Origin of the sequence: Actinoplanes cyaneus (assembly GCF_016862095.1) — a bacterium.
GTDB lineage: Bacteria > Actinomycetota > Actinomycetes > Mycobacteriales > Micromonosporaceae > Actinoplanes > Actinoplanes cyaneus.
In genome coordinates this window covers 99,726-122,439 of the sequence record NZ_BOMH01000038.1, presented here as the reverse complement: position 1 = coordinate 122,439, position 22,714 = coordinate 99,726, and the positions used below count along the sequence as shown (strand labels likewise).

Here is a 22,714-nt window from a genome sequence, read left to right as displayed (position 1 = left end):
CGAGGAGATCGAAATGGGGTCGGCTCTCGGAGGTAACCACTGTGTCCATCGATCTGATTGCCACTGACTCACCTGACATATCCGTCTACGACGCGGACGGCTCTCTGCTCGCCTCGAAGTTCGCGGTTCCGGCCGCTCCGCCGTTCATGGTGGCGCGGCCGGCGCTGCTGGCGCGGCTCAGCGAGGGCGTCCGCGGCCCGGTCACGGTGGTGACCGGGCTCGCCGGCAGCGGAAAGACGCAGCTGCTGGCCTCGTGGGTGCGGTCCCGTGCGGTCACCTGGCCGATCGCGTGGATCACCTGTGAGAACGGGGACGAGCCGGCGGCCAACCTGTGGTCGTACGTTCTGGAGGGCCTGCGCCGCGCCGGTGTGCCGGCCCCGGAACCGGCCGTTCCCGGCGCCGCCGCGAGCCGGGCGGTGCTCGCCCGGCTCGCGGCGATCATCGACGAGCAGCCCACCCCGGTGGTCCTGGTCCTGGACGGCGTCGCCCAGATGCCCGGCCGCGAGTGGGCGGCCGGCCTGGAGTTCCTGCTCGCCCACGCGCACGGCCTGCGGGTGATCCTGGCCGGGCGCTGGGATCCGCCGCTGCCGCTCTACCGTTACCGGCTCGCCGGTCAACTCCGCGAGGTGCGCTCCGCCGACCTGGCGTTCACCGCTGACGAGACGGCCCGGCTGATGGAGTTGCACGGGGTCCCGCTGGCCGGCCCGGACCTGGCGACATTGCTGGAACGCACCGAGGGATGGGCGGCCGGGATCCGGCTCTGCGCCTGCGCGATGCAGGGACGCGAGGACGTGACCCGGATGGTCACGACGATCTCCGGTGACGAGTCCACCATCGCCGAGTACTTCATCGGTGAGGTGCTGCGCACCCAGTCGCCCGCGATGCGGCAGTTCCTGCTGGAGACCAGTGTGCTGGACACGTTCTCCGCGGACCTGGCCGGCGCGGTCACCGACCGGCCCGACGCGGTCCGGTTGCTCGCGGAGTTGACCAGGGAGAACGCGTTCATCCAGCCGGTCGGGGCGAGCGCCCGGCTGTACCGCTACCACCGGCTGTTCGCCGAGCTGCTGCGTGCCCAACTGGCCTGGGCCGAGCCGGAGCACATCGTGTTGCTGCACCAGCGCGCCGCCCGCTGGCTGTCGCAGCACGGCAGGCTCGCCGACGCGGTCGGGCACTCGGTCGCCGCGCAGGACTGGGGGACGGCCGCGACCATGGTGATCGAGGACTTCGCGATCGGCCGGCTGATCGTCGAGGGAAGCGCCGGCCGGCTCGGTGGCCTGCTCGCCGGGCTGCCGGAGCACCTGGACATGCCCGAGGTCGTCGTGGCGCGGGCCGCGCTGGCCTACGGCGACGGTGACCGGGGTGCGGCCCGCGACCTGTTCGCCCTGGCCGGGAACCTGCTCGCCGTCCAGGGCAGCGACTGCGGGGAGGGCCTGACCCTGGCCTGCTCCCTGATGCAGCTGCTCCTGCTCGCCGATGGCCCCGAGCCGGAACGGGCGCGGGAACTGGCGCAGGTCGCCCACGCGTTCCTGGCCGTGGCGCCGGCCCGGAAACTGGCGCGGCACCCCGAGCTACGCGCGCTGCTGCTGGCCGCGGAGGGAGCCGCCCGCAGCGCCTGCGACGACGTCGACGGCGCGATCGAGGTGCTCACCGAGGCGGTCGCGGCGGCGCCGGCCGGATGCGAGACGGTCACCATCGACTGCCTGCGCACGATCGCGGCGCTGGAGGCGCACCGCGGGCGCCTGGGCCGTGCCGAGACCGCCGCCCGGCAGGCGCTCGACCTGGCCGGGCAGTGCGGCCTCGGCCCGGAACGCCGCCCGGTGACGGCTCAGGTGGTGCTCGCCTGGGTGGCCCTGGAGCGCTACGACATCGAGGCCGCCGACCGGCACCTGCGCGGCGCGCAGACCGGCGAGGACCCGCTGGCGGCCGCCGCGTACGCGGTGGTCAGGTCCCGTCGTCTGCAGGTCCGCGGCGAGCTGCGCGGCGCGCTGAACGCGCTGCTGCCCGTCCCGCAAGCGCCACCGTGGCTGTGCCGCGAGATCGGCCTGGGCCGGGCCCGGCTGCTGATCGGCGCCGGCCGGCTCGACGACGCGGCCGAGGTGCTCGCCGGGTATCCGGAGCCGCGCACCCCGGACGTGGCCGTGCTGGACGCCACGCTCGCTCTCGCCCGCGACGAGCCGAGCCGGGCGCACGAGGTGGCCCGGACGGTCGCCGACGCGGCGGGGGTGACGGTGCCGGTGGCCCTGGACGCCTGGTTGCTGCTGGCGATGCTGGCGGCGAGCGCGGACGACGTGGTGGGCGCCAGGGAGGCGCTGCGACGCGGGCTGCGGGTCGCCGCCCCGGAGAATCTGCGGCGCCCGGTCCACCAGGCGTGGGGCGCGTTGCGGCGGGTGTTGCGCGACGACGAGAAACTGGCGGCGCTGGGGGCCGCGCCCGGCGGGCATCAGCAGTCGGTCGCCGAGCCGGTCGTGGTGGAAACCCTGAGCAAGCGGGAGCTGGACGTGCTGCGCGGGATGGCGGAGATGCTGCCCACCGAGGAGATCGCCGCCTCGATGTACGTCTCGGTCAACACCGTCAAGACGCACGTGCGCAGCATCCTGCGGAAACTGTCCGCGTCCCGGCGCAACGAGGCGGTGCGCCGGGCGCGGGCCCTCCATCTGATCTAGGCCGTGCCTGCCGGCTCGACCGACTGACTACGGACGTCGCGGCCATGAGCGGCCAGGGCGAAGATGATCAGCACGTCCATGCCGAGCAGGATCGTGCACCAGAGGGGCGAGGCGGCCAGGAAGACGAAGTGGAGCAGAGCGCCGAGGAAGGCGATCAGGACCCCGATGATCCGGGCCCACAGCCATCCGAGCAGCACCCCGGTGCCGGCTGCCAGAGAGAGTAGCCCGAGCAGCAGGTGCACCCAGCCCCAGGCCGCATAGTCCAACTCGACCAGCAGCCCGTCCGACGTGACCACGTAGGCCTGTTCGTTCAGGAGGGCGACAGCACCCTCGGTCGCCTGGAACACGCCCAGGGACAGCAGCATGATGCCGGCGAACACGACTACTCCGCCCCACCCGGTGGCGGGCGGGGCGGGGGTGTCGGCGCCGGCGGGACGTTCACTCGCATAACTGTTCGACATGGGTCTCAGCAGACTGCGTACGGCCGCCGTACGCCTCACACGTCAGGGGTGAACGTGCCAAAACCTGCAACTTGCACGGTAAATTCTTCAACACGCGTCAATACCAGGGGTTGCCGTGCATGTACTGACTGTGATTGCGTGTCGTGGTGACTCCGGCATTCCGTCGCTGATCGTCATGGTTACGCGGTGCGATGACGCTACGCAGAGTTAAGTTGAACTTTTCAGTGACTGAGAGTGACTGTGCCGTGGCGGCGGCTCTCCCGGGGTCTGGAGGCGACATGGGCGTGTATCGGGGCAACAACCACTCAGCGGCGGCGACCGCTCACGTGGGTCGCCCGCGACTCCCGCAGGGGGTCGTCTGGCGGCCCCGCCTGGCCGAGGCACTGGACACCGGGACACGTCACGCGGTGACGACGATCTGTGCCGGGCCCGGATGGGGCAAGACCGCCTGCGTGTCCGCGTGGGCCGGCTCCCGGTCGGTGAACGGCCCGATCGCCTGGCTCGCTCTGGACGCAAGGCACAACGATCCGTACGTCTTCTGGTCCGACCTGATGCTCGCTCTGCGCGCCGGCGGCGCGGTGCGACCCGGCCAGGTCGTCCCGGACCGTGGCGCGTTTCTCGGGGTGGACGGCCCGGCCTTCCTGCGCCGGCTCGGCAACGGCCTCGGCGCCACGCCGGGCCCGGTCGTCATCGTCCTGGACGATCTGCAGGCGATCACCGAGCCCCGGGTGCTGTCCGCCCTGGCCGGGTTGCTGCGCAGCCCGCCGGAGCGGCTGCGTCTGGTGCTGATCAGCCGCACCGAGCCGGAGCTGCCGCTGCACCGGCTCCGGGCGGCCGGCGAGCTCACCGAGCTCCGCACGGCCGACCTGGCGTTCCGGGCCGACGAGGCGGCCGAGCTGCTCGCCCTGCTCGGCCGCACGATGCCGCCCGCCGAGCTGGCGGCGCTGGTCCGCACCACCGAGGGCTGGGGCGCCGGAGTGCGGCTGGCGCTGGACGCCCCGCCCGGCGTCGAGCCGGACGACGCCGCCGCCGACTACCTGATCCGCGAGGTGCTGGCCGTGCAGCCCGGGCCGATCCGCCAGTTCCTGCTCTCGACCAGCCTGCCGGACCGGATCTCCGGAGGCCTGGCCGAGGCGCTGACCGGCCGCCGCAACGGCTTCCAGCTGCTGGAACAGCTCGAACGCGCGAACCTGTTCCTCGACCGGGCCGGCCCCGGCGGCTGGTTCCGTTACCACCGGCAGTTCCGCGCCACGCTGCGCCGCCAGCTCGGTCAGGAACAGACCGACAGCCCGGCCCGCCTGCACCTGCTGGCCGCCCGATGGCACGCCCGGGAGGGCAGCCCGCTCACCGCGCTGGAACACGCCGCGTCGGCCGGTGACTGGACCCTGGTCAGCCGGCTGGTGGCCGACTACGGGATCCCGCTGTTCGTGTCGTCGGACCGGGTGGAGCTGGCCGAGCTGATCCGGCGGATCCCGCTCGATCGCCTGCCGGAGACGGCCGAGCTCGTCCTCTGCTCCGCGATGGTCACCTACGCGATGGGCGACGTGGCCGGGGTGCAGCGGCAGACCGGCCGGGTCCGCCGGCTGCTGCAGGACCGCGACACCGGCTCGCGCCGCTCGATGGGGATCGCGGTGCAGATCCTGGAGGCCACCATGGTGGCCCGATGGCAGGGGAACATGCCGGCCCTGGTCGGCACCACCACCGAGGTGCTGCGGCAGCTGGCCGCCCTGCGCTGGGACCAGGTCCCGGCGATGCCGCAGTACCGGGCGATCGCCTTGGCCAACAAGGGTATCGGCCTGCTCTGGTCGGGCGAGCTGGACCATGCCGACCGTTACCTCTGGGCGGCCACGACCGGGGCGCGCGCGGCCGGCTCCCCGCTGATCGAGATCAACGCGCTGGGCCACCTGGCGCTGCTCGGCGTCATCCAGGGCGCCCTGCACGAGGCCGCCACGAATGCGAGCGCGGCGCTCGGCGTGGCCCGGCGGATCGACGCCGACAATCGGATCGCGGTCGCTCCGGCCTACATCGCCCAGTCAGTCATCGCCCGGGAGCAGGGCCACGAGACCGAGGCCGAGGAGGCGATGCGGCGAGCCCTGCACGCCTGCGGGGACAACCCGGAGACGGCGCTGACCGTGCTGACCGGCGCGCTGCGTGCGGGCCTGCTGGTCGATCGGGGGGAGCCGCACACCGCCCGGGCGGTGCTCGCCAAGGTCGTCGAGGAGGCCGGTCCCGGGCTGGACGCCCCGATCCTGCGGCGGATCGTCGACCTGGCGCAGGCCGAGGTCGACCTGACCCTGGACGACCCGTGGCCGGTGCTCACCCGCTACGCCCGCCAGGACGGGCTCTACCCGCCCGAGCAGCTCCGGCTGGCCCAGGCCTACCAGGCGGCCGGTCACCCGGGCCGGGCCGAGGCCGTGCTGGCTGTGCTGCGCGAAGGCCCGGACCGCAACTGCGCGGTGTCGGCCTGGCTGCTGACCGCACTGGCAGCGGATGCCGGCGGCCACGGCGGGCGGGCCGCCGAGGCGCTCGGCCGGGCCCTGGCCGCGGCCGAGCCGGACCGGATCCGGCGGCCGTTCCGCCGCTTCGACGCCGGCCGGATCATGGCGCTGGCCGAACGCCAGCAGTGGCTGACCGAACCCCGCGGGACCGCGGGCGACAGCGTCCTCGCCGAGATCACCGGCGAGATCCCGATCGGCGCCCCGCCGGTCACCGGCCCGCTCAGCGAACGCGAGATCGAGGTCCTCCAGTACCTTCCGACGGTGCTCACCGCCGGGGAGATCGCCGGGACCCTCGGCATCTCGGTGAACACGGTCAAGGCGCACATGCGCTCGATCTACCGCAAGTTCGGCGCCTCCCGGCGACGGGAGGCCATCGTCATCGCTCGTCAGCTGGGCCACCTGTGACCAGCGCGCCGACGACCGCCGCCAGCAGCAGGCAGAAGGACAGGACGTAGAGCCAGCCGATGTAGGTGAACGCCAGCCCGATCGTGCCGTACCGGTCCGTGCTTGACTGCAGTGCCCGGGGCAGATACACCGCCCCGCCGGCGCGGACCGCCATCATCATCAGCCCGAACGCCGCCGCGCCGGCGATCAGCGGCCGCCGCGGCGCCCGTGAGCCCAGCAGCAGCCACGGCAGCAGGACCGCCAGAACGGTGTCCGCGACCAGCGCCACCAGCACGCCCGTCACGTGCGGCGCCGGCAACAGCGAGGCGAGCCAGCTCAAGGTCCGCGCGCACAGCAGGAACAGCACCAGCACCACGACGGTCCCGACCTGCCGGCCGGTCGCGGCGGCGCCGGCCGGCTTCTGCGCGATCGTCCACACCACCAGGTAGGAGCGGACCAGGGCCCGGCTCAGGCCGGTCGCCGACAGGATCACGATCAGGCACCCGACCACGCCGAACGCGTTGTTGCGGCTGCCGCCCAGCGCCTCCTGCAGCAGCCTCTGACTGGCCTCCGGCAGCCGCATCAGATCCGAGAACCGAGCCCGGTACCCCGGCCCGAGCAGCGCCGCCAGCATGATCAGCAGCGGGAAGATCGACGTGAACGACTGCGCGGCAAGGGTCATCGCACGGTCGAAGATCTGCACCCGGACCAACTCCCCGGCCCCGTGCAGCAGCAGCCGGCCCAGCCGGCTGCCGAGGATCAGCGCGGCCCGCGGCCGCAGCCTCTCCGGAATCCGTGCCAGCGGTCCGCCCGGCTCGGGCATCGCGGTCACCTCCCGGTCCGCCGCGCCATCGGGCTCAATGTCCGCGACCCGCCGCCGGGTCACCCCATCCCCGGAGAGTGAAACCGGCTGCCGGTACGGCCGTCGGCCGCCCGCCGTCCGTCCCGCCGCCGGCGCACCTCACCCTGCCGGAGTGAGGTGGCGCAGCCGGCCGGCCCGGACAGTGAGGGGATGCGGGTGGCGGTGGTGGCCGGGACGGCCGGGCTCGGAGCGGGGGCGCTCGGGCTCACGGTCGCGCTGCTGCCCGGGGTCAGCGCCGACAACGGCTGGGCGGTGCTCGGCGCCGCGGTGCTGATCGGGCTGGCCGGGGCGGTGCTGCGGCCGGCGCTGGTGCGGCTGCTGTCGGCGATCGGCTGGGCCGGAGTGGTGATCGGCTGGCTGGTCGCCCAGGCGCTGCTGGTCTACGCCGTCCTGACCCTCGCGCCCGGCGTGCACGTCGACGGCCTCGGCGCGGCGTTCGGCGCGGCGTGGCTGGGCGCGGGGCTGATGAGTGCGGGGCTCTGGGTGGTCACGGCGGGACAGGACGGCGTGGTCACCCAGCATCTGCTGCGGGTCAACCGGCGCTTCCGGGCGAGCGTGCCGCGCAGCGACGAGCCGGGCACGCTGATCATCCAGATCGACGGGCTGTCCGCGCCGCTCGCCCGGTGGGCGGTCGAGGCCGGGAACCTGCCGGCGCTGGGCCGCCGGCTCGCCGGGGGCACGCACCTGATGACCGCGTGGCACGCCCGGCTGCCGGCGACGACACCGGCGAGCCAGGCCGGGATCCTGCACGGGGCGAGTGACGAAGTGCCGGCGTTCCGGTGGTTCGAGAAGGACTCCGGCCGGATGGTCGTCACCAACCGGCCCCGCGACGCCGCGCTGGTCGAGGACCGCTGCTCCGACGGGCACGGGCTGCTCGCCGGGGACGGGGTCAGCGTCAGCAACGTGTTCTCCGGCGACGCGCCGGCCTCGCTGCTGACGATCAGCACCGCCCGGCACGCCCGCGGCCCGCGCCGGTACGTCTCCACGTACCTGCTCGACCCGTTCGGCCTGACCCGCTCGCTCGTCCTGACCTGCGGCGAAGTGCTCAAGGAGCTGCACCAGGCCCGCCGTCAGCGGCTGCGCCGGGTCCGGCCGCGGATGCGCCGCGCCTGGCCCTACGTGCTGCTGCGCGGCGCCACCAACGTCCTGCTCCGGCACGTGAACCTGGCGGTGCTCGCCGAGCAGCTCATGCGCGGCAAGCCGGTGATCTACTGCGACTTCGTCGACTACGACGAGATCGCCCATCACGCGGGCCCGGCCCGGCCGGAGTCACTGGCGGCGCTGGAGGGGATCGACGCGGCCCTGTCGGTGCTGGAGGAGGTGGCGTCGGCGGCGCCACGGCCGTACCGCCTGATCGTGCTCTCCGACCACGGGCAGAGCCAGGGTGCGACGTTCGCCCAGCGCTACGGCCTGCGCTTGGACGACCTGGTCGCGACGCTGACCGGCGGCGGCGAGGAGACGCTGATCGCGGCCTCCGGCAACCTCGCCCTGATCTACCTGGTGCGGCGGGAAGGGCGGGTGACCATGGAAGAGATCGAGGAGTTCTGCCCCGGCCTGCTGGCCGGCCTGGCCGCGCACCCCGGGATCGGCTGGGTGCTGGTCCGCTCGGCGGGCCAGGGGCCGATCGTGCTCGGCCCCGACGGGTGCCGGTGGCTCGACGACGACCACGTCGAGGGCACCGACCCGTTGCGGGATTTCGGGCCGCACGCCGCTGACGACCTGCGCCGGCACGACCGCCTCGCGAACACCGGTGACCTGGTCGTGAACAGCCTGTGGGACCCGGTGACGCGGGAGGTCGCCGCGTTCGAGGACCTGATCGGCTGCCACGGCGGCCTCGGCGGCGACCAGAGCGCGGCGGTCCTGATCCACCCGGCCGACTGCCCGCCGCCGGGCGAGCTGGTCGGCGCCGACGCGGTCCACGAGTACCTCCGGACCGTCATCGCCGCGCCGGCCCCGCGTTCCGGCGTCTCCCGGCCGGCGCCGTCCCGCGCCTGAGGTCACCACCGGGGGGAGCCGGGCAAGCTCACCCCGCTGGGGTGAGCCCGCGGGCGCGGCGGCCGCAGACGATGACCGGCATCGACTTCGGAAGGAGCCGCGATGTGCCGGTGGCTTGCGTATTCGGGCACGCCGATCCGCCTCGACGAGTTGCTCTACCAACCACGGTTCTCCCTGATCGACCAGAGCATGCACTCTCGGTACGGCGTCGAGACCACCAACGGTGACGGCGTCGGCGTCGGCTGGTATCCGGCCGACAGCCCGGCCGAGCCCGCGCTGTTCCGCGGCGTCGGCCCGGCCTGGAACGACGCCAACCTGCGGGAGATCGCCCGCTCGACGACGTCGCCGCTGTTCCTGGCGCACATCCGCGCCAGCACCGGCACCGCGGTGCAGCAGACCAACTGTCATCCGTTCCGCCACGAGAGCTGGCTGTGGGTCCACAACGGCTCGATCCGCGAGTTCGCCAAGCTCAGGCGGGACCTGCTGCTCGCCGTCGACCCGGCGTTGTTCCCCACCATCGAGGGCTCGACCGACTCCGAGGTGATGTTCCACCTCGCGCTCACCTTCGGGCTGCGGGACCGGCCGGTCGCCGCGGTCGAGCGGATGGCCGGGCTGATCGAGGCGGTCGCGCGCACGCACGGCGTGCCGGCTCCGTTGCAGATGACGATCGGCACCACCGACGGCGACCGGGTGTGGGGCTTCCGGTACTCCAGCGAGGGCCACAGCCGGTCGCTGTACTACAGCACCGAGACCGCCGCGCTGCAGCGGCTCTACCCGGACAACCCGCAACTGCATCGGCTGTCCGAGGAGACCAGGCTGGTCGTCTCCGAGCCGCTCGGCGAGCTGCCCGGCGCCTGGCAGCCGGTGCCCGAGTCGTCCTACGGGGTGATCCAGAAGGGCGCGGACGAGCTCGGCCACTTCGAACCGGCCGCGCCGTGAACCGTACGCTCGGGCTCCCGCAGGCCACCGCCCTGATCCTCGGCACGATCATCGGGGTCGGGATCTTCAACCTGCCGTACTCGCTGGCCGGGATCGGGCCGATCAGCATCGTCGCGATGGTGCTGACCACGGTCGGCGCGCTCGCCCTCGCCGTCATGTTCGCGGCGCTGTCCCGGCGGCTGCCGGCCGACGGCGGCCCGTACGCGTACGCCCGCGCGGCGTTCGGCAACACTGTCGGGTTCGCCAACGCGTGGTCGTACTGGATCACCGCGTGGGCCGGCAACGCCGCGATCGTCACCGGCTGGGTCTTCTACGTCGAGCACTTCGTCAACAAGGACGGCAAGGTCCTCTGGTCGATCGTCATCGCCCTGATCGGCCTCTGGCTGCCGGCGCTGGTCAACCTGTCCGGGGTGAAGAACATGGGCGCGGTCCAGCTCTGGACCACCGTCATCAAGTTCATCCCGCTGGTGATCATGTCCACGATGGGGCTGTTCTTCATCAGCACCGCCAACTTCCGGCCGACCAACGTCAGCGGCGAGAGCGACTGGAAGGCGATCGGCAGCGCCATGGCCATCTGCCTGTTCAGCTACCTCGGCGTGGAGTGCGCCGCGGTCGCCGCCGCCAAGGTCCGCGACCCGGCCCGCAACGTGCCCCGGGCCACGGTGCTCGGCACGCTCGGCGCCGCCGTGGTGTACCTGCTCTCGCTGATCGCGGTGTTCGGCATCGTGCCGCTGACCACGCTCGCCGACGACAAGGCGTCCTACTCGGCGGCCGCCAACGTGATGGCCGGCGGTGGCACCTGGGCCGGCGACCTGACCGCCCTGGCCGTGATCGTCTCCGGGTTCGGCGCCCTCAACGGCTGGACGATGATCTGCGCCGAGATGCCCCTGGCCGCGGCGAAGGACGGCGTGTTCCCGGCGCTGTTCGGGCGGATGTCGAAACGCGGGGTGCCGGCCATCGGCATCCTGTCGTCGACGGTGCTGGGCAGCGTCGCGATGACGGTCAGCTACATGGGCGCCAGTGGGGCCACCGTCTTCAACACGCTGGTCCTGATGACCGGGATCACCGCCGCCATCCCGTACGCGTTCAGCGCGCTCGCCCAGTTCAAGTGGCGGGTCAAGGGCCGGCTGACGCGGGACGCCGTCATCGCCGTACTGAGCCTGATCTTCTCGGTCCTGTTCGTCTGGTACTCCCGGAACACCGGCGACGACCGCTGGTTCGTCGTCTGGGGCCCGTTCCTGATGGCCGGTGGCGCCTTCGTGCTCGGCATCCCGGTCTACCTGTCCGTCCGCAACCACATGACCGCGCCGCCGCCGGTCCCCGCCCACGAATGATCGGGGAGACCCCATGCCCTTCCACGTCGATTCCGAGACCGGCCGGCTGCGGCAGGTGATCCTGCACCGTCCCGGTGTCGAGCTCAGCCGCCTGACCCCGGACAACGTCAAGGACCTGCTCTTCGACGACATCCTGTGGGCACGCCGGGCCCGCGAGGAACACGACGCGTTCGCCGAGGTGCTGCGCGAGCGCGGGGTCAAGGTGCACTACTTCGCCGAGCTGCTCGCCGACGTGCTGGACATCCCGCACGCCCGCGGCTGGATCCTGGACCGGATCATCACCGACGACACCGTCGGGGTGACCCTGGCCGGGCCGCTGCGCCGGCTCGCCGAGCAGGCCGAGAGCGCGAAACTCGCCGAGTACCTGATCGGCGGCGTGCTCAAGCAGGAGCTGGCGGCGTTCACCGTGAACAGCCTGCGCTGGGAGCTGATGGGCGCCGACGACTTCGTGCTCACGCCGCTGCCCAACCACCTGTTCCAGCGGGACAACTCGGCCTGGATCTACGGCGGGGTCAGCGTCAACCCGATGGCGATGGCCGCCCGGCACCGCGAGTCGGTGCACAGCTCGGCCATCTACCGCTTCCACCCGATGTTCACCCTCGCCGACTTCGACATGTGGTACGGCGCCGACGACAAACCGCACCAGCCGGCCACCCTGGAGGGCGGCGACATCCATGTGCTCGGCAACGGCGCGGTGATGATCGGGCTGGGCGAGCGGTCCACCGCGATGGGCGTGGAGAACCTGGCCCGCAACCTGTTCCTGGCCGGCGCCGCGACCAAGGTGATCGCCATCGAGCTGCCGCACTCGCACGCCATGATGCACCTCGACACGGTGATGACCATGATCGACCGGGACACCTTCGTGATGTACCCGTACCTGCAGGACGCGTTGCGGTCGTGGACCGTGCTGCCCGGTGACGACGAGGACGGGCTGAACGTGGTCCGCAACGACGACCTGTTCGCCTCGATCGCCGAGACCCTGGGCATCGACAAGATCCAGGTGCTGGAGACCAACGAGGACGTCCGGGCCGCGCAACGCGAGCAGTGGGACGACGGCAACAACTTCCTGGCCGTCGAGCCGGGCGTGATCGTCGGTTACGAGCGCAACGTCACCACGAACACGTACCTGCGCCGGCACGGCGTCGAAGTGATCACCATCGCCGGCGGTGAGCTGGGCCGCGGCCGGGGCGGGCCGCGCTGCATGACGTGTCCCATCGAGCGCGACGCCGCCTGACCTCGTCGCGCTCTTCCGGTTGACCTGTCGCGCTTTCATGCCGTACGCAGGAAGGAGCATTTGACGTGTCCCTGAACCTCCGCAACCGCAGCTTCCTCAAGGAACTCGACTTCACCCCGGACGAATGGCGCTACCTGCTGCGGCTGGCCGCGCAGCTCAAGGCCGCCAAGTACACCGGCACCGAAGTGCCCCGGATGACCGGCAAGAACATTGCGGTGATCTTCGAGAAGACGTCCACCCGCACCCGGTGCGCGTTCGAAGTGGCCGCTCACGACCAGGGCGCGCACGTCACGTTCCTCGACCCGGGCAGCACCCAGCTCGGCCACAAGGAGTCGGTCAAGGACACCGCACGGGTGCTGGGCCGCTTCTACGACGCCCTGGAGTACCGCGGCTTCGGCCAGGAGAGCGTGGAGACGCTCGCCCGGTACGCCGGGGTGCCGGTCTGGAACGGCCTGACCGACGAATGGCACCCCACCCAGACCCTCTGCGACCTGCTCACCATGCGCGAGCACACGGTCAAGCACGACAACGAGGTGGCGTTCGCGTTCCTCGGCGACGCGCACAACAACATGGGCAACTCGCTGCTGGTCGCCGGCGCGATGATGGGCATGGACGTGCGCATGGTCGCCCCCGAGTCGCGCTGGAACCCGGACGAGGTGGTCAAGGCGGCCCAGGCGATCGCGGAGACCACCGGCGCCCGGATCACCCACACCACGGACGTGGGGGAGGGGGTGCGCGGCGCGGACTTCCTCTACACCGACGTCTGGCTGTCGATGGGCGAGCCCAAGGACGCCTGGGACGAGCGGATCCGGCTGCTCAAGCCCTACCAGATCAACAGCGACGTGGTCCGCGCCACCGGCAACCCGGCCACCAAGATCATGCACTGCCTGCCGGCGTTCCACGACCGGCACACCAAGGTCGGCCAGGAGATCTTCGAGCACACCGGCCTCGACGCGCTGGAGATCACCGACGAGGTGTTCGAGTCGCCGGCGTCGATCGTCTTCGACCAGGCCGAGAACCGGATGCACACGATCAAGGCGATCATGGTCGCCACGCTGGGCTCGTGATGCGGATCGTCATCGCGATCGGCGGCAACGCGCTGCTCGAACGCGGCCAGCGCCCGGACGCCGACGTGCAACGGGCCAACGCCGTCCGGGCCGTCGACGCGCTCGCCCCGCTCGCCGCCGAGCACGAGATCGTCATCACCCACGGCAACGGGCCTCAGGTCGGGATGCTCGCCCTGCAGTCCGCGGCGGACGCCAGCCTGCACGTGCCGTACCCGTTCGACGTCCTCGGCGCGCAGACCCAGGGCATGATCGGTTACTGGCTGCTGCAGGCGCTGCAGAACGCGCTCCCGGGCCGGCAGGTCGCCGCGCTCCTCGACCAGACCCTGGTGTCGGCCGTCGACCCGGCGTTCACCGACCCGACCAAGTTCGTCGGGCCGGTCTATCAAGAGCAGACCGCGCGGCAGTACGCCGAGGAGCGCGGCTGGACGGTCGCCGCCGACGGCACCGGATGGCGGCGCGTCGTGCCCTCCCCGCAGCCGCAGCGCGTCGTGGAGACCCGCACGATCCGGCAGCTGCTCTTCGACCGCACGGTGGTCGTCTGCGCGGGCGGCGGTGGCATCCCGGTCGTCCGCGACGAGGACGGCCGGCTGCGCGGCGTGGAAGCGGTCGTCGACAAGGACATGGCCACCGCGGTGCTCGCCGAATCCCTCGACGCGGACGCGTTGCTGCTGCTCACCGACGTGCCCGCGGTCCTGCGCGGCTTCGGCGGCGCCGCGCCCGCGCCGATCTCCCGGGCCACCCCGGCCGAGCTGCGCCGGGAGAAGTTCCCCGCCGGGTCGATGGGGCCGAAGGTGGACGCGGTCTGCCGCTTCGTCGAACTGACCGGCGGCGTCGCCGCGATCGGCGCCCTCGACGACGCCGCGGCGATCCTGGCCGGCAAGGCCGGAACGGTCGTCACCCCCGCCGGGGACTACCCGCTCGGTCCCGGCACGAGATGATGCAACTGTCCGGCAACCGGCTCTACAACGCTGAGCTGGTCGGATGGAGAGGTGACATCTTCGAGCGGCGGGCAGCGGGCATCCGCCGGATCGCACGCCTGGGCCCTCTGGTGCGCCGTGGCGTCGGTGCCGGCGGTCTCCCACTTCCTCGTCCCGGCGTCGCACGCCGTCGCGCCGGTGGTGATGTACTGCCTGGTGGGCGTCGGCGCGGCGATCGCGATGGCGGTCGGCGTGCGGCTGCACCGGCCGGCGGCCCGGGCCGTCTGGTGGCTGCTGGCGGCCGGCCAGGTGATGTACGCCGGCGGCGACGTCGCGTACTTCGTGGCCACCAGCGGCGGTGACACCAGCTATCCCGTGCTGGCCAACGTCCTCTACCTCTCGCAGTACGTCCTTCTCGCCGCCGCGCTGGTGCTGCTCGGGCGGCGGCGCTCGCCACAGCGCAACACGGCCGCGCTGATCGACACCGCGATCCTGACGGTGGCCGCCGCGGTGCTCTGGTGGGTGTTCCTGATCCACCCGGCCGCCGCCGCGCCCGGCTTCTCCGCGCTGGACCGCGTGGGCGCCACCATCTTCCCGATCATGGACCTGTGCGTGCTCACCGTGGCGATCCGGCTGGTGCTCGGTGGCGGCGCGCGGCAGCGGTCGTACCAGCTGTTGCTGACGTTCCTCGGGCTCACGCTGCTCGCCGACACCGCGTACGGCCTGCTCAGCCTGCACGGGGTGTACGAGATCGGCGGCTGGTCCGACGTCGTGTACCTGGGCAGCTACGTCGCGCTGGGCGCCGCCGCGTTGCACCCGTCGATGCGGCAGGTCGCCGAGCCGGTGGAGGGCCGCTCCGGCGCGTCGCTGTACCGCGTCGGGCTGCTGGCGGTCGCCACCCTGATCGCTCCGGCCGTGCTGATCGTGCAGAACCTGCGTCACGCGGCAAGCTCGGACCTGGTCGTCGTCACCGCCTCGGCGGTGCTGTTCCTGCTGGTGCTCACCCGCATGGCCGGCCTCGTCTCGGCGCAGCGCCGGATCGCCACGACCGACGGCCTCACCGGCGTCCACACCCGCCGGTTCCTCTCCGAGGCGCTGCACGCCGGGCGGGAGCGGGCGGCCCGGCACGGCGGCACCTACGCGTTGCTGCTGGTGGACGTGGATCACTTCAAGCACATCAACGACACGTACGGCCACCCGGCCGGCGACCAGGTGCTCAGGGAGCTGGCCCGCCGGCTGCGGGGCGCCTGCCGTGACGTCGACGTGGTCGCCAGGTTCGGCGGCGAGGAGTTCGCGGTGCTGGTGACCGGGGAGCTCCCCGGTGGGCTGTCCGCGCTGGCGGAGCGCTTGCGGGAGCGGATCGCCGAGGCCCCGGTGGTCCTTGACGGTTGTACGGCGATCAGGGTGACCGTCTCGGTCGGCGCTGCGGCGCTGCCCGGCACGGCGTCGACGGAGGAGCTGCTCGTGGCGGCGGACGCCGCGCTGTACGAGGCGAAGCGGGGCGGGCGCAACCGGGTCGTCCTGAGCGATCCGGCGGGGCGCGCGTCCGTCGCGCCGGCCTGCGGTTCCGCGGACTGGCTGGACCGGCAGATCCAGCAGTGGGCCACGATGGTGGGTGAGGAGCTGCGCCGCCGCGGGGGTGACCTGGGTGTGCCCGCCGGCCTGGTGATCGGGGTCTGCGCTGCCTGGGCCGTCATGCGGGTTGCGGGACCCGGGCGGGCGGCGCTCACCGTTGAGCAGGCGCGAGCCGAGCTGCTGCGCTGCCGTGGGGTGCAGTTCCACCCGTACGTCGTGGACGAGTTCCTCGCGCTGGAGAGCGCCGGCGTGATCGGCACGTCGGAGCTCGTGGTGGTGCCCGGATAGCGCCGGCGAGGTCTCGGCTTGTGCGGCGATTCGACGCCGATGCGTCAGTGGTTCGTCGCGTCGTACGGGGTGCTGTAGCCCCGTTGGTGCTCCGGAGCAACTCAGCATGCCGAAGCGGCAACTGCCACACGGCACCGCATGACGCTCAGCGACGGCAGTCGGCTCGGAGACGGACCCGACGAGTACACGGATCTGCCGATGAGAGCGCGCCGCGTTCCGGCCGGGCATTCAGCGTCCTGAAACGGCGTGCGAGAGCCGTGAATGCCAGCCGGTCGCGCGGGGCAGGCGGGTGGTCCGGCCAGCAGCGAGCGTCGAGCCCTCGGCTGGTTCTCATGGGCGTTATCCGGGTCGGATAACGCCCATGAAAACCAGCCGGGACCTCACGCCGACGCGACGTACTCAACTGCCGCCGACAACGCACTCCGCTCCGGGCAGATCAATCACTATGCGTGGTGAGTCTGCCAAGAGTAAGCCAAAGCCCATCGACCTGGCGCTCAACAAGTGGCGGTGGCCATCGATGTGACGGCGACCCGGGCTTGCTGGTACCGGCCACGATGGTCTTCTCGGACGCGCGGGCTGGTGGGACGCCGAGGAGAACCTGAACACGGGGGTGTCATGAGGACGGATGTCGTGGTGCTGATGGAGTCGATGAGGCGCCTGGACGTACCGGCGCTCGCCGTGACCACCGGTGGCCCGGAGGTCGAATGGGTGGAGCTGCCGGTGGTGGGCGACGGTTCGATCAGGTCGTTGTTCTCGCGCCTGCCGGGCTTGCGGCTGCGGGTGCCGCTGGATCCGCGGAGCGCCCAGCGTGCCCGGCGTTTCCTCTGGCACCGGGCAGGGAAGCTCGTCGTCTCCCTCGTGGTGTGCGCCGCCCTGTTCGCCGGCTTCTTCGCGGCGCCGACCGGGCCGCGCCGACTGCTGATCGCCCTCGTCATCGTTGCCGTGCTGGCCGTCCTTCTCGTGCCGGCGATCAACGGCGCGCTGCCCCGGCAGACGCCGCGCCGGGCCGGGCCGGCCGTCGTGTGTCTGCCGGACGTTCTCGCCGAGGTCGCCGAGCAGTGGGCGGCCCGGAACCCCGGGGTGATCTCCCTGCACGTGCGGGCGCCCCTGCGGCATTCCCGGCGTTTCTACCTCACCTGGTCGGCGATCCTGGCCGGCGCCGGGATAGCCCTCGGTCTGCTGGCGATGAGTCTGGGGTGGGGATCCGTCGGATTCCCCATGATGGTGCTGTTGTTCTGCGCCAACCGGGTCGCGGCGAAACTGTTGCCGCCCGCCTACGTCCGGGCGGTGACCAGCACCTAGCGTGCGTCTCCGGATGCCGCGGATGGCGGGGTTGTTACATGGACGGCACGTTCTGTCCGACGTCCAACCGTACGAGGTAGCCGGCGAACTTCAGGGCACCCTGGTCGGGTGTCGACCCGTCGGCGGCCCGGATCGCTTCGAGAGTGCCGGATCCGGCAACGGGAGCGAATTGAGCCTCCGCCTCGTCGGGCAGCGGGGCATACCGACCCGTGGCTACATCGAAGTCGAGATCCCGGACATCGCGTCGCCCCAGTTGACCACAGGGTTCCGCGGTGATTCATCTGCTCGTCGTTTCCCCGGTCGGGCAGTCCTTTCTGCTCGCCGGGGATGGCGTAGTGCCCGACGAGGCCTATGTCGAGGTGCCGGTTATGGACGGGTTGGTGCGGTTCACCGGCGACGTCGTCCTGGAGGTAGATCGCGCGTGGGAGCTGATACAAGCCTTCCTTCGAAGCGGGCAGGCCGACGCGCTCAGCGAGTGGCAGGCTCTCTGAGCCCTCCTCGGCACCGCCGCCGACCACCGGGTTCGGGAGCAACCCCGGTGATTGACGTTTGGCTATGGCTGGATGATCTCTTCGCCTTCGTTGTGAGGAGGCTCGAACCGGGCGATGAAGTCGTCGAGCATGTGGGCGGTGACGGCGAGGGCGTTGGCGTCGCCGCGGTGGTTGCGTTCGGTCAGGCGGCGTAGCAGTTCATCGCGGTCGACCCGGAAGTACAGCAGCCGCCAGCGGCCACCGGCGTGGTCCACGAGGCGTTTGTAGTCCTCACGTTCGTCGCGGCGCCAGAGGCCGTAGTCGAGTACGACGCTGTATCCGGTCTGGATGAGCTCGACCATGCGGTGGCGGGTGTATTCGACGACGGGTCGTTCCCGGGCGGGGTATTCGTGCTCGGGGTAGTCGATGCCGTGGCGGCCGTGCCGGGCGAAGACTTCCTCGTCGACCGAAAGCCGGGTGACGCCGGATGCTTCGAGGGTCTTGGCGAGGGTGGTCTTGCCGGAGCCGGTCAGCCCGGCCAGCAGATAGACGATGGGTTTGTCCGGTGACGCGGGCATTCGGTCTACGGGGCTGCTTCGTCCGAGTGAGACGCATCGAACGTCAGCGTCAGCATGCTGTGGTAGGCCGCCGAGCTGCCGCCTCGAGTCCGAGGCTTGTCGGGCGGCTCGACGTCATCCGTCCACACCTTCACGGCCCGGTAGGCGAAGCCGTCCTGGCTCGCCGCCTCGTAACGGAACGAGACATGCTGCCCGCTCGCCAGCTCCCGGTAGCCATCCATGGCGATGGCGGAGAAGTGCACCCAGCACCCGCCCGGCACATCCGGGCCGTCGATGACGCCCCAACCCTCGTCGGCGTGGAAGAGTCGCACTGAACCAACACTCGTCATCGGCCCAGTGTGCACAACTACCGGTGCGCGCTTGCGGCTGGCGTTCAGCATCGACGCGAGGACGGCGGCGGGGGTGGACGGCGAGCTCAGTGCAGCAGGGTCTTGAGAAGGATCAGGGCCACCCCGAACGCGCCGGCGACCAGGGTGGAGACGACCCGCTCGCCGTTCGACAGGCGGCCTCCGGCGCCGATGCGCCAGCCGGCCAGGCACAGCAGCAGGGTGCTGCACGACAGGGAGACGATCTCGGCGGTGAGCATCGCGGCGCCGGCGGCGCGGGCCGCGATCAGCGCCAGCAGCGGCAGCAGTGACGCGGTGACGATCTCCCAGCCGCTGGTCAACTGCTCGCGCACCACGTGCCAGGCCGGCCGATGGCCCTCGTGGATGCGTTCCGCGACGATCCGGGCGTAGCGTTCCGCGATCCAGTACACGGTCAGCGTGACCAGGACGGCCAGCACCTCCCGCCATGCCGCGACCGCGTGCGCCGTCACCAGGACGGCCGCCCCCACGATGATGCCGTAGATGCCCGAGGCGGTGGCCTCCTCGGTCTCATGGGTGAGCCGGATGCGCGTACGTGCCATGGGGTGAAGCCTCACCGAGGCGCCGGCCCGGACCCTCACCCTGCCGGGATGATTCGGGGAACCGTCGCCGCCGGACACCCTCAACCCCATGTTCAGGCGACGGGAGCGCAACCTGCTGCGCCGCACCTCGGACCGGTTCGAGAGTCTGCTCGTGTTCCTGCTGGTCCTCACGTTCCTGGCCGGGGCGCCGCTGCTGGCCTGGGAGGCCGGGCAGGCCGGTTACCGGTCGGATCTGCGGGCCCAGCAGTGGGAGCGCGAGCATCTGTTCCCGGTGGACGCGGTGCTGCTGGAGAACGCCACGACCGACATCGCGAAGGCACGGTGGAAGGCCCCGGACGGAAAGCCGGTGGAGGGGCTCGTGCAGACCACCGCCGGGGATCCGGCGGGAACCCGGGTGCCCATCTGGGTCGACCGGCCAGGAGTCCTGCAGTCACCACCGGCCGGGCACAGCCCGGTCGGGCAGGCCGTGATGATCGGGGTGGCGGTGGCGTTGTGCCTGGCCGCCGGATTCACGGGGCTGTACCGGATCGTCCGCGCCGTCCTCGACCGGCGGCGGGATCGTGCCTGGGCACGGGAATGGCTCGAGGTCGGCCCGAGATGGAGTCGCGACAGTGGACGCTACTGACAAGAAGAGCGCGCTGCGGCGCGCGCTGATCCCGTTCGCGCTGGCGCAGTTCATCTGCAGCTTCGCCGGCTCGAACATGAACGTGATGATCAACGACATCAGCGAGGACCTGAACACGACGGTCGCGGGGGTGCAACTGGCCATCACGATCTTCCTGCTGGTGATGGCCGCGCTGATGATCCCCGGCGGGAAGCTGACCGACCGGATCGGCCGTAAGCGCTGCCTGACCCTCGGCCTGCTGGTGTACGCGGCCGGCGCCCTGATCAGCGCGGCAGCCCCCGGGCTCGGCGTACTGATCGTGGGCAACTCGATCCTGGAGGGCATCGGCACGGCGATGCTGATCCCGCCCGTCTACATCCTGACCACGCTGCTGTTCACCGGCGTGGCCTCGCGGGCCAAGGCGTTCGGCGCGATCAGCGCGTTCGGCGGGATCGGCGCCGCGACCGGGCCGCTGATCGGCGGGTTCATCACCACCGCGATCAGCTGGCGGGCGTCGTTCGTGTTCCAGGCGGCGATGGTGCTGCTGATCGCGGTGCTCAGCCGCCGCTGGGTGCAGGACCCGCTGCCGCCGGACCCGACCCGGCCGACCGATCCGGGTGGCGCCGTGCTGTCCGCGCTCGGGCTGGTCCTGGTCGTCTCCGGGATCCTGACCGCCGACGACAACCTGTGGCTGATGCTGGGCCTGCTGGTGGCCGGCGCCGCGGTGCTGGTCTGGTTCTTCGCCTCCGTGCGGGCCAAGGAGCGGGCCGGCCGGTCGCCGCTGCTGTCCACGGCGCTGTTCCGCAACCGCGCGTCGAACCTGGGCATGATCACCCAGGCCGCCCAATGGCTGATGCTGATGGGCACGTCCTTCGTCGTCGCGGCGTACCTGCAGGTGGAACGCGGCTACAACGCGATCGAGACGGGGGTGGTGTTCAGTGCGACGACGGCCGGGCTGTTGCTCTCCTCGTTCGCCGCGGAACGGTTCGCCCGGCGTCGCGCGCAGCGCACCCTGATCGTGGGTGGCTTCGTGATCACCGTGGTCGGCACCGTGCTGCTGCTGACGCTGATCTACGCGTCCGACTCGGTGTGGGCGTTCATCCCCGGCCTGTTCGTGATGGGTTTCGGGCTGGGCGGCATGCTGACCCCGTCGGTGAACGTGGTGCAGTCGGCGTTCGGCGAGGACCTGCAGGGCGAGATCTCCGGGCTGTCCCGCAGCGTCTCCAACCTGGGCTCCGCGCTGGGCGGCGCGATCGCCGGCACGATCCTGGTCGCCGGTCTGGGTACCCGGCCCGGGACGGCGTACGCGCTGGCCATGGGCGCGGTCGCGGTGGCCGGGGCTATCGGCCTGGTGGCGGCGTGGTTCCTGCCGCAGCGGACCGCTCCTGTTCCCGGGTGAGCAGCGCGTAGGCGCGCAGGTCGGCCGGCCCCGGGCGGGTGTTGTCCAGCGCCCGGGGCCACAACCTGCCCCACCGCACGGCGGCCACCTCGGCGGCCAGCACCAGCACGTTGCTGAGCAGGTAGAGCAGGGTGAAGATCGCCGCCACGGTGGCGAAGCCGCCGTAGATCGGCCCGGCCCGTGCGATCAGGCCGGGCAGCACCGACGAGCCCAGTTCCAGCAGCAGGGTCACGGCGGCCGCCCCGATCAGCCCGGCCGGCCAGAGCGCCCGCAGCGGCGCCGGGCGGTCCAGCAGCAGCCGGGCGACGAGCAGCAGGATCGTGAACGCGACGACGAACGCGCCGATCGCGGGCAGCAGGGCCGCGGCCACCACCCCGGTGAGCAGCACCGCGAGCCCGGCCAGCACGCGCAGCCCCCAGGAGAGCACGCCGGAGCGCCGCGAGTGCGGGACCGCGGCCACGTGGTTGAGCGTTGTATAGACCGACATCACCACACCGGAGGCGGTGTACGCGAGCCCGGCCAGCCCGATCACCAGGGCGGCCGAGGGGGCCGGCAGGGCGGCGATCGCGGCGTCCACATCCGCGCGCAGCGCCGCCGGCACGATGGCCCCGACCACCTCCTGCCGCAACTGCGGCCGGGTGGTCAGGGCCCGGGACACCACCGCCACGCCCAGCAGCAGGGCCGGGAACAGACTGAGGAACCCGTAGTACGTGATCAGCGCGGCCTCCCGTGGCCCGCCGTCGTCGAGATACTTGCGCGCCACGGCCCAGAGGAACCCGGGCACGCGGCATCGTCGCTGCCAGTCGTCGAGCCGGCGGATCACTTACCGTACGCGCCGGCGAGCTCGTCGCCGTGCACCACGACCGCCCACGCGATCAGCAGGGACAGCGCGATCCCGATCACCGACCAGACCGGGTAGATGCCCAGGAACACGAAGTTGATCACCGCAGCCAGGACGGCGAGCCCGACCGTCACCGAACGGGCCCAGCTCAGGTTGCGGATCAGGCAGGGCCCGGTCGCCAGCGCGAGCGCTCCCACCGCGATGTGGATCCACCCGACCGCGGTCAGCGGCAGGTCGGTCAGCAGGTCGGCGCGGTCACCGGCGATGAACTCCGGCCGCAGCAGCGCGATGAGTCCCACGCTCAGGTGCAGCGCGCCCAGCAGGACCAGCAGGACCCCGCCGAAGAGCACCCAGGCGATCCAGCCGGTGGCCCGGCTCTCCTCGATCTCCATGGCC

At 71.9% G+C, this 22,714-nt stretch carries 20 protein-coding genes; 13 read left to right on the top strand and 7 right to left on the bottom strand.

Translation table 11 applies throughout. The annotated features are described in order from the left end of the window. Positions 1-41 precede the first annotated feature (41 nt). Positions 42-2,663, top strand: a complete 2,622-nt coding sequence (locus Acy02nite_RS25715; protein WP_203744897.1) for a winged helix-turn-helix domain-containing protein — start codon at positions 42-44, stop codon at positions 2,661-2,663. On the opposite strand, the gene Acy02nite_RS25710 is transcribed toward Acy02nite_RS25715, so the two are convergent. Next, positions 2,660-3,124: a DUF7144 family membrane protein gene (locus Acy02nite_RS25710; protein ID WP_203744895.1), complete on the bottom strand. Its 465-nt coding sequence runs from the start codon at positions 3,122-3,124 to the stop codon at positions 2,660-2,662. The two genes, Acy02nite_RS25715 and Acy02nite_RS25710, sit on opposite strands and share 4 nt — an antisense overlap. Before the next feature lie 278 nt (positions 3,125-3,402). Between Acy02nite_RS25710 and Acy02nite_RS25705 the strand changes: the two genes are divergently transcribed. Next, positions 3,403-6,027, top strand: coding sequence for a helix-turn-helix transcriptional regulator (locus Acy02nite_RS25705; protein ID WP_203744893.1), 2,625 nt, complete (start codon positions 3,403-3,405; stop codon positions 6,025-6,027). Here Acy02nite_RS25705 and Acy02nite_RS25700 read toward each other — a convergent pair. Next, positions 5,999-6,829 (bottom strand): YhjD/YihY/BrkB family envelope integrity protein, encoded by an 831-nt coding sequence (locus Acy02nite_RS25700; RefSeq protein ID WP_203744891.1) that lies wholly within the window; start codon positions 6,827-6,829, stop codon positions 5,999-6,001. The genes Acy02nite_RS25705 and Acy02nite_RS25700 overlap by 29 nt on opposite strands. 189 nt (positions 6,830-7,018) lie before the next feature. Here Acy02nite_RS25700 and Acy02nite_RS25695 point away from each other — a divergent pair, with 189 nt between their 5' ends. The 9 genes from Acy02nite_RS25695 to Acy02nite_RS25655 all read left to right on the top strand — a co-directional run bounded on the left by Acy02nite_RS25695 (position 7,019) and on the right by Acy02nite_RS25655 (position 18,010). After that, positions 7,019-8,863 (top strand): phage holin family protein, encoded by a 1,845-nt coding sequence (locus Acy02nite_RS25695; RefSeq protein WP_203744889.1) that lies wholly within the window; start codon positions 7,019-7,021, stop codon positions 8,861-8,863. A 102-nt stretch (positions 8,864-8,965) separates the two neighbouring features. Beyond that, complete coding sequence (locus tag Acy02nite_RS25690) at positions 8,966-9,802, top strand: class II glutamine amidotransferase (protein WP_203744887.1); 837 nt, start codon at positions 8,966-8,968, stop codon at positions 9,800-9,802. Further along, the gene (locus Acy02nite_RS25685) at positions 9,799-11,136 is read left to right on the top strand and encodes an amino acid permease (RefSeq protein WP_203744885.1); all 1,338 of its coding nucleotides are present in this window, start codon (positions 9,799-9,801) and stop codon (positions 11,134-11,136) included. The genes Acy02nite_RS25690 and Acy02nite_RS25685 overlap by 4 nt, the downstream gene beginning before the upstream one ends. Before the next feature lie 13 nt (positions 11,137-11,149). Beyond that, complete coding sequence (locus Acy02nite_RS25680; protein WP_203744883.1) at positions 11,150-12,370, top strand: arginine deiminase; 1,221 nt, start codon at positions 11,150-11,152, stop codon at positions 12,368-12,370. 65 nt (positions 12,371-12,435) lie between these two features. Further along, entirely contained in the window at positions 12,436-13,437 is a 1,002-nt protein-coding gene (gene argF / locus Acy02nite_RS25675; RefSeq protein WP_203744881.1) for an ornithine carbamoyltransferase, read from the top strand. Then, positions 13,437-14,375 carry a carbamate kinase gene (locus tag Acy02nite_RS25670; RefSeq protein WP_203744936.1) on the top strand — a complete coding sequence of 313 codons (939 nt, stop codon included), beginning with the start codon at positions 13,437-13,439 and terminating at the stop codon, positions 14,373-14,375. Before argF ends, Acy02nite_RS25670 begins: the two co-directional genes overlap by 1 nt. 51 nt (positions 14,376-14,426) lie before the next feature. Further along, positions 14,427-16,217 (top strand): GGDEF domain-containing protein, encoded by a 1,791-nt coding sequence (locus Acy02nite_RS25665; RefSeq protein ID WP_203744879.1) that lies wholly within the window; start codon positions 14,427-14,429, stop codon positions 16,215-16,217. Positions 16,218-16,832: 615 nt separating this feature from the next. Further along, positions 16,833-17,519, top strand: a complete 687-nt coding sequence (locus Acy02nite_RS25660; protein ID WP_203744877.1) for a hypothetical protein — start codon at positions 16,833-16,835, stop codon at positions 17,517-17,519. Positions 17,520-17,791: 272 nt separating this feature from the next. Continuing rightward, positions 17,792-18,010, top strand: coding sequence for a hypothetical protein (locus Acy02nite_RS25655; protein ID WP_203744875.1), 219 nt, complete (start codon positions 17,792-17,794; stop codon positions 18,008-18,010). A 62-nt stretch (positions 18,011-18,072) separates the two neighbouring features. Here Acy02nite_RS25655 and Acy02nite_RS25650 read toward each other — a convergent pair whose 3' ends face one another. The 3 genes from Acy02nite_RS25650 to Acy02nite_RS25640 form a co-directional block, all read right to left on the bottom strand. Further along, positions 18,073-18,567, bottom strand: a complete 495-nt coding sequence (locus Acy02nite_RS25650; RefSeq protein ID WP_203744873.1) for a P-loop nucleotide/nucleoside kinase family protein — start codon at positions 18,565-18,567, stop codon at positions 18,073-18,075. Positions 18,568-18,572: 5 nt separating this feature from the next. Further along, entirely contained in the window at positions 18,573-18,896 is a 324-nt protein-coding gene (locus Acy02nite_RS47265) for a cold-shock protein (protein WP_203744871.1), read from the bottom strand. A gap of 86 nt (positions 18,897-18,982) precedes the next feature. Continuing rightward, positions 18,983-19,474 carry a hypothetical protein gene (locus Acy02nite_RS25640; protein WP_203744869.1) on the bottom strand — a complete coding sequence of 164 codons (492 nt, stop codon included), beginning with the start codon at positions 19,472-19,474 and terminating at the stop codon, positions 18,983-18,985. 88 nt (positions 19,475-19,562) lie between these two features. Here Acy02nite_RS25640 and Acy02nite_RS25635 point away from each other — a divergent pair, with 88 nt between their 5' ends. Continuing rightward, positions 19,563-20,099 carry an Rv1733c family protein gene (locus Acy02nite_RS25635; RefSeq protein ID WP_203744867.1) on the top strand — a complete coding sequence of 179 codons (537 nt, stop codon included), beginning with the start codon at positions 19,563-19,565 and terminating at the stop codon, positions 20,097-20,099. Continuing rightward, complete coding sequence (locus Acy02nite_RS25630; protein WP_203744865.1) at positions 20,086-21,477, top strand: MFS transporter; 1,392 nt, start codon at positions 20,086-20,088, stop codon at positions 21,475-21,477. Before Acy02nite_RS25635 ends, Acy02nite_RS25630 begins: the two co-directional genes overlap by 14 nt. On the opposite strand, the gene Acy02nite_RS25625 is transcribed toward Acy02nite_RS25630, so the two are convergent. Together Acy02nite_RS25625 and Acy02nite_RS25620 are read right to left on the bottom strand one after the other, a co-directional pair. Further along, positions 21,419-22,261 (bottom strand): YihY/virulence factor BrkB family protein, encoded by an 843-nt coding sequence (locus Acy02nite_RS25625; RefSeq protein ID WP_203744863.1) that lies wholly within the window; start codon positions 22,259-22,261, stop codon positions 21,419-21,421. The genes Acy02nite_RS25630 and Acy02nite_RS25625 overlap by 59 nt on opposite strands. 35 nt (positions 22,262-22,296) lie before the next feature. After that, the gene (locus Acy02nite_RS25620) at positions 22,297-22,710 is read right to left on the bottom strand and encodes a DUF7144 family membrane protein (RefSeq protein WP_203744861.1); all 414 of its coding nucleotides are present in this window, start codon (positions 22,708-22,710) and stop codon (positions 22,297-22,299) included. Between the last annotated feature and the right edge of the window lie 4 nt (positions 22,711-22,714).